Source organism: Mesorhizobium sp. M8A.F.Ca.ET.021.01.1.1 (assembly GCF_003998025.1).
Classification (GTDB): domain Bacteria; phylum Pseudomonadota; class Alphaproteobacteria; order Rhizobiales; family Rhizobiaceae; genus Mesorhizobium.
The window spans coordinates 1-5653 of the sequence record NZ_RZSJ01000416.1; the positions used below are offsets into that span (position 1 = coordinate 1).

Sequence of the window (5653 nt, forward strand, 5' to 3'; positions counted from 1 at the left end):
GTCCAGCACGGCATGTCGATCCAGGCGCGCGACGGCGCTTCCCGCGCCGCCCTGCTGGCGACGGTGGCCGGCGCAATGGCCGCCTGGAAGACCATGGCCGACGCCGTCGAGGCGTGACAAATCCCGTTCGTTGTGCTCGAAATTCGACTTACCAGCAAACCTGCGGCCGGGAGGGACGACGTGAAAAAAGGGTATCGCGAACTGCTGGATGAGGCCAACGCCGAGATCGAAGTGGTTTCGCCCGAGGAAGCGGCAGGACTGCTTGAAGACGAAAGCACCATTTTCGTCGATCTTCGCGACCCTCGAGAGATCGAACGTGACGGCAGAATACCCGGCGCCCAGCATGTCACCCGTGGCATGCTGGAGTTCTGGATCGATCCCGAAAGTCCCTACCACAAGCCCTTCTTCGCTTCCGGAAAAAGCTTCGTCTTCTTCTGCGCCGGCGGCTGGCGTTCGGCGCTGGCCACCAAGACGGCGCAAGACATGGGGCTTTCGCCGGTCAAGCATATTCTTGGCGGCTACACGGCCTGGAAGGCAGCCGGATTGCCCGTCGAGCCCGGGGAAAAGAAGAAAGCCTGAATGCCGCTCAGTGGAGTGGCGACGGCCCGCGCTGCGTGGTCACGAAGCCGACGGCGCGTTCAACCACGCCCTTGTCGGCCAGAATGCGGCGATGGCCAAGCCCATCGGCCCAGTGAAGCCGCACATGGTCGCCTGCGCCGGCATAGCGTCGTGCGTGTTCAGCCGGCACTTCACGGTCATCGGGGGCATGGATGACCAGCGTCGGCACGGGCGCCTGGGCGAGCTGGCGGTCGCCGGTGAATTCGTGCAGTGGCCGGCCGGAGAGATATTCGACACGGTCGGCCATGGCGACCTGCGAGCGGGGACCGACATTGAGCATGCGGCTGAAGTCGGCGAAGATTGCCGGCAGCGAGCTTGGTGCCGCGATCAGCACGAGGCGTGCGGCCGCCAGCGGCGGGATGTCCTTGACGGAACCGGCGATGGCATTGGCGGCGACGGCGCCGCCGAAGGAATGGCCGACGGCGGCCACGAACGGCCCGAACCATTCGCCGGCCACTCTTGCGGCTTCGACAGCGTTGACCATGTTCAGGTGCCTGCCCTGCGAATGGCCGTGACCGGGAAGGTCGAGCGAGACGACCCTATAGCCGGCAGCGCGGAAACCTTCGATCAGGGCGCGCATGTATTCGGTACGCGAGCGCCAGCCATGGATGACGAGGACGGTGCCGGCAGGCTCGCGGCCCGGCTCGGGACGAAATTCATGCACCATGACGCAGCCGGTCGCGGTTTTCAGCCGGTGATGCCGCGCCTCAGCCATGAACTCCGCGGCGCGGTCGATGGCGCGGCGCTCGCCGTCGGTCAATGTCCTGGTGCTCGGCGTACGGCAGAACAATTCGAAAGCCGCGCGTCCGGTGATGCGCGGCGCGACATGTTCGGCCGCACCAAACACACCTCGGATGACCTTCAGCCCGAATGATGCCATAGTCAGAATCCATCCATACGTTCAAGCATGAACATAATAGTTCAAAGATGAACAATAAACAAGAGCTACCCTGGGATAACCCGCGTTTTCGCAACTGGGTCGCGGTGGCGCGCGCGTGCCATGTGCTGGAGCGCACGCTGGCGGTGAAACTCGCGCCGCTCGACCTGAAGCCAGCGCAACTCGACGTGCTGATGAACCTCTATCGCCATCCCGGCATGTCGCAGCACGACCTTGCCCGCAAGCTGCTCGTCGGCCGCTCCAACATCACCATGCTGTTGCCGCAGCTCGAGGCGCGTGGCCTACTGCGGCGGGAAGGCGATGAGAAGGACAAGCGCATCTTGCGGCTTACGCTGACCGAAGGCGGCGAGGCGCTGCTGATGCAGGCGCTGAAAGTGCATATGGCGCTGATCGAGAAGGCGATGAGCCAGTCGACGCCGGAACAATGCGACATGATCGGCGAGCAGATGCGCAAGATCTATGACGTGCTGAACGAGGCGTGATCGGCCTTTCCGCCCCTCAACTCACTACCACATCGATTTTTTAGCCCGCTCCGGCCATTCCCTGTCGTAGGTTTCGCCGTCGATATTCTTGCGGCTGGTGATTTCCAGGATCTTTCCGGGTGTCGGCAGCGATTTCGGATCGACATGCCTCTCCGGATTCCACAGTTCCGACCGCACGATCGCCCGGGCGCACTGGAAATAGACCGAATCGACGTCGATCACCGTGACCGAACGCGCCGGCTTGCCGTCGACCATGAACGACGCGCACGACGCCGCATCCGTGGTGATATGCGCCCGGCCATTGATGCGCAGCGTCGTACCGGAGCCCGGCACCAGGAACAGCAGGCCGACGCGCGGGTCGCGGATGATGTTCTTCAACGAATCGGCACGGTTGTTGCCGCGCCGGTCCGGCATCATCAGCGTTTTCGCATCGACGATACGCACGAAACCCGCGAGATCGCCGCGCGGCGAACAGTCCAGCCCTTCCGGACCGCTGGTCGCGAGCGCGACGAACGGGGACGCTTCGATAAAGGCGGCGTATTCGGGAATGACATGGTCGAGTTCCTTGATCACGGAGGCTTCGCCGGGCAGTCCGTAAAGGGCTTCGAGTTGTTCTACTGTGGTGATGACCGACATTTTCCGTCTCCCGATCCGCCGCCCCTACGCCCGACACGTGACGTTTTGACGACGCAATGGCGGCTAACGATCGCGGCTCAGGCCCTTCTCGGCGAGTTCCGCGAGATAGACGCTCCAGCGTGCGTCCTTCTCGTGGCCGAGCGTGTGCAGGTAATTCCAGGTGAAGATGCCGGTGTCATGGCAATCATCGAAGGTGATGCGCACGGCGTAATTGCCGACCGGTTCGATCTTCAGGATGGCCACATTGCGTTTGCCGGGAACCGTCACCCTTTGTTCCGGCGAATGACCCTGCACTTCCGCGGAAGGCGACGCCACGCGCAGCAATTCCGCCGGCAGCTCGAACGGCTGGTGGCCCGGAAACGTCACGGTGAGCAGCTTGCGGTCCTTCGAGACCCTCAGTTCTTTCGGCGCCGTCATGGTCGATCCTGCTTGAATTCCCCTTCCCTACGCTGCTTCGCTCCGTACGCAAAGGCGTCAACGGTGTCCGACACGCAATGTCGGTCGGGGAATGTTACCAAAGATCAAGGCAAGCTATCTTGAATGGCGGGCTGGATCGTATCACATAGCTGTATATAACGACGCCGTTAACGGCCACGGAAACGCTCGAACATGAACATGATCGACCCCTTCGGTCGCACGATCAGCTATCTCAGAGTGTCGGTCACCGACCGCTGCGATTTCCGCTGCACCTATTGCATGGCCGAGGATATGGCCTTCCTGCCCAAGAAGGACCTGTTGTCGCTGGAAGAACTCGACCGGCTCTGCACCGTGTTCATCGAAAAGGGAGTCAAACGGTTGCGCCTCACCGGGGGTGAGCCGCTGGTGCGCAAGAACATCATGCACTTGGTGCGCCAGCTTTCGCGGCACCTTGAAAGCGGCGCGCTGGAAGAGCTGACGCTGACCACCAACGGCTCGCAGCTTTCGCGCTTCGCCGCCGAACTCGCCGATCGTGGTGTCAAGCGCATCAACGTTTCGCTCGACACGCTCGATGCCGACAAATTCCACGCCATCACGCGCTGGGGCAATCTCGGCAAGGTCATGGCCGGCATCGACGCGGCTCAGGCGGCCGGATTGAAAGTCAAGCTCAATGCGGTGGCGTTGAAGGATTTCAACGACGTCGAACTGCCCGAGATGATGCGCTGGGCGCATGGCCGCGGCATGGACCTGACCGTCATCGAGACCATGCCGATGGGCGAGATCGACGCCGACCGCACCGACCAGTATCTGCCGCTGTCGCTGCTGCGCGCTTCGCTTGAGCGCCAGTTCACGCTGACCGATATCCCCTTCAAGACCGGTGGCCCGGCCCGTTATGTCCATGTCGCCGAGACCGGCGGAAAACTCGGCTTCATCACGCCGATGACGCATAATTTCTGCGAAAGCTGCAACCGGGTCAGGCTGACCTGCACGGGCACGCTCTATATGTGCCTTGGCCAGGAGGATGCGGCCGATCTGCGCGCGCCGTTGCGCGCGTCCGAAGGCAACGAACTTGTCGCTGACGCCATAGACGAAGCCATCGGCCGCAAGCCGAAAGGTCATGACTTCATCATCGACCGCCGCACCAGCCGCCCTTCGGTGTCACGCCATATGAGTGTCACGGGCGGCTGACCTTCTCGTCTGTCTGTGCAAGAATTGCCCCGCAATCATCGGCTTCGGGTCAGACATGCGGTGGCTCTATTCAATCGTGACATCGCTAGCCGTGGTCTCGGCGACCACCGCTATTGCCGCGCAATCCACCTATGTGAACGAGCGCTTCGGCACCGTCTGCACCTTTCCCGGCGATATCTTCACCGATCGCCAGCCAGAGCCTGAAAATGGCGACGGCCAGATGTGGCTAAGCGCGGACGGCGCCAGCCTGACCTGCTCCGGCATATTCAATGTCGATGACGACACGCCGAAGGGGTTCATTGCCGGCGAAAAGGCGAGCAATGAACCATGGTACGAAGTCACCTACAGCAAAGCCGGCAAGGACTGGGCGGTGCTGTCGGGCGTGAAGGATGGAAAGATCTTTTATGAGCGGCGGCTGTTTGGCAGGGATGGCGTCATCCGCACGGTCTGGATCGATTATCCGCCGGCGCTGAAATCGAAATATGACCTGTTGGTCGGCGTCATCGCCGGCAGCCTCAAGGGGCCATGAGCCGTAGGCGGCCATCAGCATTTTAGCCACACCGCAAACAAAATCTTTGTCCGCAAATATCCGTCTGATTTACTGGTGACGGTTTCCCGCCTAGCCTCCGTTCCGTAGCGGTTCTTCGCTTTCTCGGGGGATTACATCATGCGCGAACTTCTTCTTTCCTTCGCCCTGCTCGGCCTGGCCGCCCTGCCCGCGGCTGCCCAGTCGATCGGCGGCACTTACACCGTCGCCGGCACCAATTTCGACGGTTCGGCCTATGATGGCGAAGCCACCATCACACTGACCAGCGGGACCACCTGCGCGATCCATTGGGAGACGGGCGGCTCGTCTTCGGATGGCATCTGCATGCGCAACGACAATGCATTCTCCGCCGGCTACGTCATGGGCAAGGATATCGGCCTCGTCGTCTACAAGGTCGAGGATGACGGGTCGCTGCATGGCCTGTGGACCATCGCCGGCAAGGACGGCAACGGCACCGAGGTGCTGACGCCGAAGAAATAGACGTCGCCTCGGCTGTACAAGTGTCGGGAGACGACGCCGCCTTCCGACCGAATTCGTGCCTGATCCGGGATGATTTCACGCCGGCGACGATGGGTATCCGGTGCTGGCCCAGCCCTTTGCCATTGCTGTTTCGTGGCGGGCTGTTACAGGCTTGCTTGCTCAGGCAATCGGTAGGTGTCTTGCCCCTTTCCCCAAATCTTCGCGGCGCGTTGTTCATGGTGGTGGCGATGGTTGGCTTCACGCTCAACGACGCCATTACCAAATACTCTTCACAGTCGATGAACATGGCGCAGGTCATGCTGATCAGAGGGGCGTTCGCCTCGCTCTTCGTCGGCCTGCTGGCCTGGCAACGTGGCGCGCTTTTCCAGCCTCGCCTGATGCTGCAGC

General features: G+C 61.9%; 8 protein-coding genes and 2 pseudogenes. 7 read left to right on the forward strand and 3 right to left on the reverse strand.

All coding sequences use genetic code 11. The features are described 5' to 3' along the window. Both EOA36_RS38425 and EOA36_RS25615 read left to right on the forward strand, forming a co-directional pair. Positions 1-117 (forward strand): annotated as a pseudogene (locus tag EOA36_RS38425) (TetR/AcrR family transcriptional regulator); the annotation flags it as partial. A gap of 63 nt (positions 118-180) precedes the next feature. Continuing rightward, positions 181-579, forward strand: coding sequence for a rhodanese-like domain-containing protein (locus tag EOA36_RS25615; RefSeq protein ID WP_127279940.1), 399 nt, complete (start codon positions 181-183; stop codon positions 577-579). Positions 580-586: 7 nt separating this feature from the next. Here EOA36_RS25615 and EOA36_RS25620 read toward each other — a convergent pair whose 3' ends face one another. Further along, complete coding sequence (locus EOA36_RS25620) at positions 587-1498, reverse strand: alpha/beta fold hydrolase (protein WP_127279941.1); 912 nt, start codon at positions 1496-1498, stop codon at positions 587-589. A gap of 47 nt (positions 1499-1545) precedes the next feature. On the opposite strand from EOA36_RS25620, the gene EOA36_RS25625 reads away from it, so the two are divergent. Continuing rightward, positions 1546-1998 carry a MarR family transcriptional regulator gene (locus EOA36_RS25625; RefSeq protein WP_127279942.1) on the forward strand — a complete coding sequence of 151 codons (453 nt, stop codon included), beginning with the start codon at positions 1546-1548 and terminating at the stop codon, positions 1996-1998. Positions 1999-2022: 24 nt separating this feature from the next. Here EOA36_RS25625 and EOA36_RS25630 read toward each other — a convergent pair whose 3' ends face one another. Continuing rightward, positions 2023-2634 (reverse strand): pyridoxamine 5'-phosphate oxidase family protein, encoded by a 612-nt coding sequence (locus tag EOA36_RS25630; protein WP_127279943.1) that lies wholly within the window; start codon positions 2632-2634, stop codon positions 2023-2025. 63 nt (positions 2635-2697) lie between these two features. Further along, complete coding sequence (locus EOA36_RS25635; protein WP_127279944.1) at positions 2698-3051, reverse strand: DUF971 domain-containing protein; 354 nt, start codon at positions 3049-3051, stop codon at positions 2698-2700. 192 nt (positions 3052-3243) lie between these two features. On the opposite strand from EOA36_RS25635, the gene moaA reads away from it, so the two are divergent. The 4 genes and pseudogenes from moaA to EOA36_RS38430 form a co-directional block, all read left to right on the forward strand. After that, complete coding sequence (moaA, locus tag EOA36_RS25640; protein WP_127279945.1) at positions 3244-4239, forward strand: GTP 3',8-cyclase MoaA; 996 nt, start codon at positions 3244-3246, stop codon at positions 4237-4239. A 76-nt stretch (positions 4240-4315) separates the two neighbouring features. Then, positions 4316-4768: a hypothetical protein gene (locus EOA36_RS25645; protein ID WP_245464463.1), complete on the forward strand. Its 453-nt coding sequence runs from the start codon at positions 4316-4318 to the stop codon at positions 4766-4768. Positions 4769-4906: 138 nt separating this feature from the next. After that, on the forward strand, positions 4907-5266 hold the full coding sequence (locus EOA36_RS25650; RefSeq protein WP_127279947.1) for a hypothetical protein: 360 nt from the start codon (positions 4907-4909) through the stop codon (positions 5264-5266). Between the two features lie 179 nt (positions 5267-5445). After that, positions 5446-5653: pseudogene (locus EOA36_RS38430) on the forward strand (EamA/RhaT family transporter); the annotation flags it as partial.

Coding starts and splice junctions, on each gene's coding strand:
- moaA (WP_127279945.1), top strand. CDS start 3,244: ATGAACATGATCGACCCCTTCGGTCGCACGATCAGCTATCTCAGAGTG.
- EOA36_RS25620 (WP_127279941.1), bottom strand. CDS start 1,498: ATGGCATCATTCGGGCTGAAGGTCATCCGAGGTGTGTTTGGTGCGGCC.
- EOA36_RS25630 (WP_127279943.1), bottom strand. CDS start 2,634: ATGTCGGTCATCACCACAGTAGAACAACTCGAAGCCCTTTACGGACTG.
- EOA36_RS25625 (WP_127279942.1), top strand. CDS start 1,546: ATGAACAATAAACAAGAGCTACCCTGGGATAACCCGCGTTTTCGCAAC.
- EOA36_RS25635 (WP_127279944.1), bottom strand. CDS start 3,051: ATGACGGCGCCGAAAGAACTGAGGGTCTCGAAGGACCGCAAGCTGCTC.
- EOA36_RS25650 (WP_127279947.1), top strand. CDS start 4,907: ATGCGCGAACTTCTTCTTTCCTTCGCCCTGCTCGGCCTGGCCGCCCTG.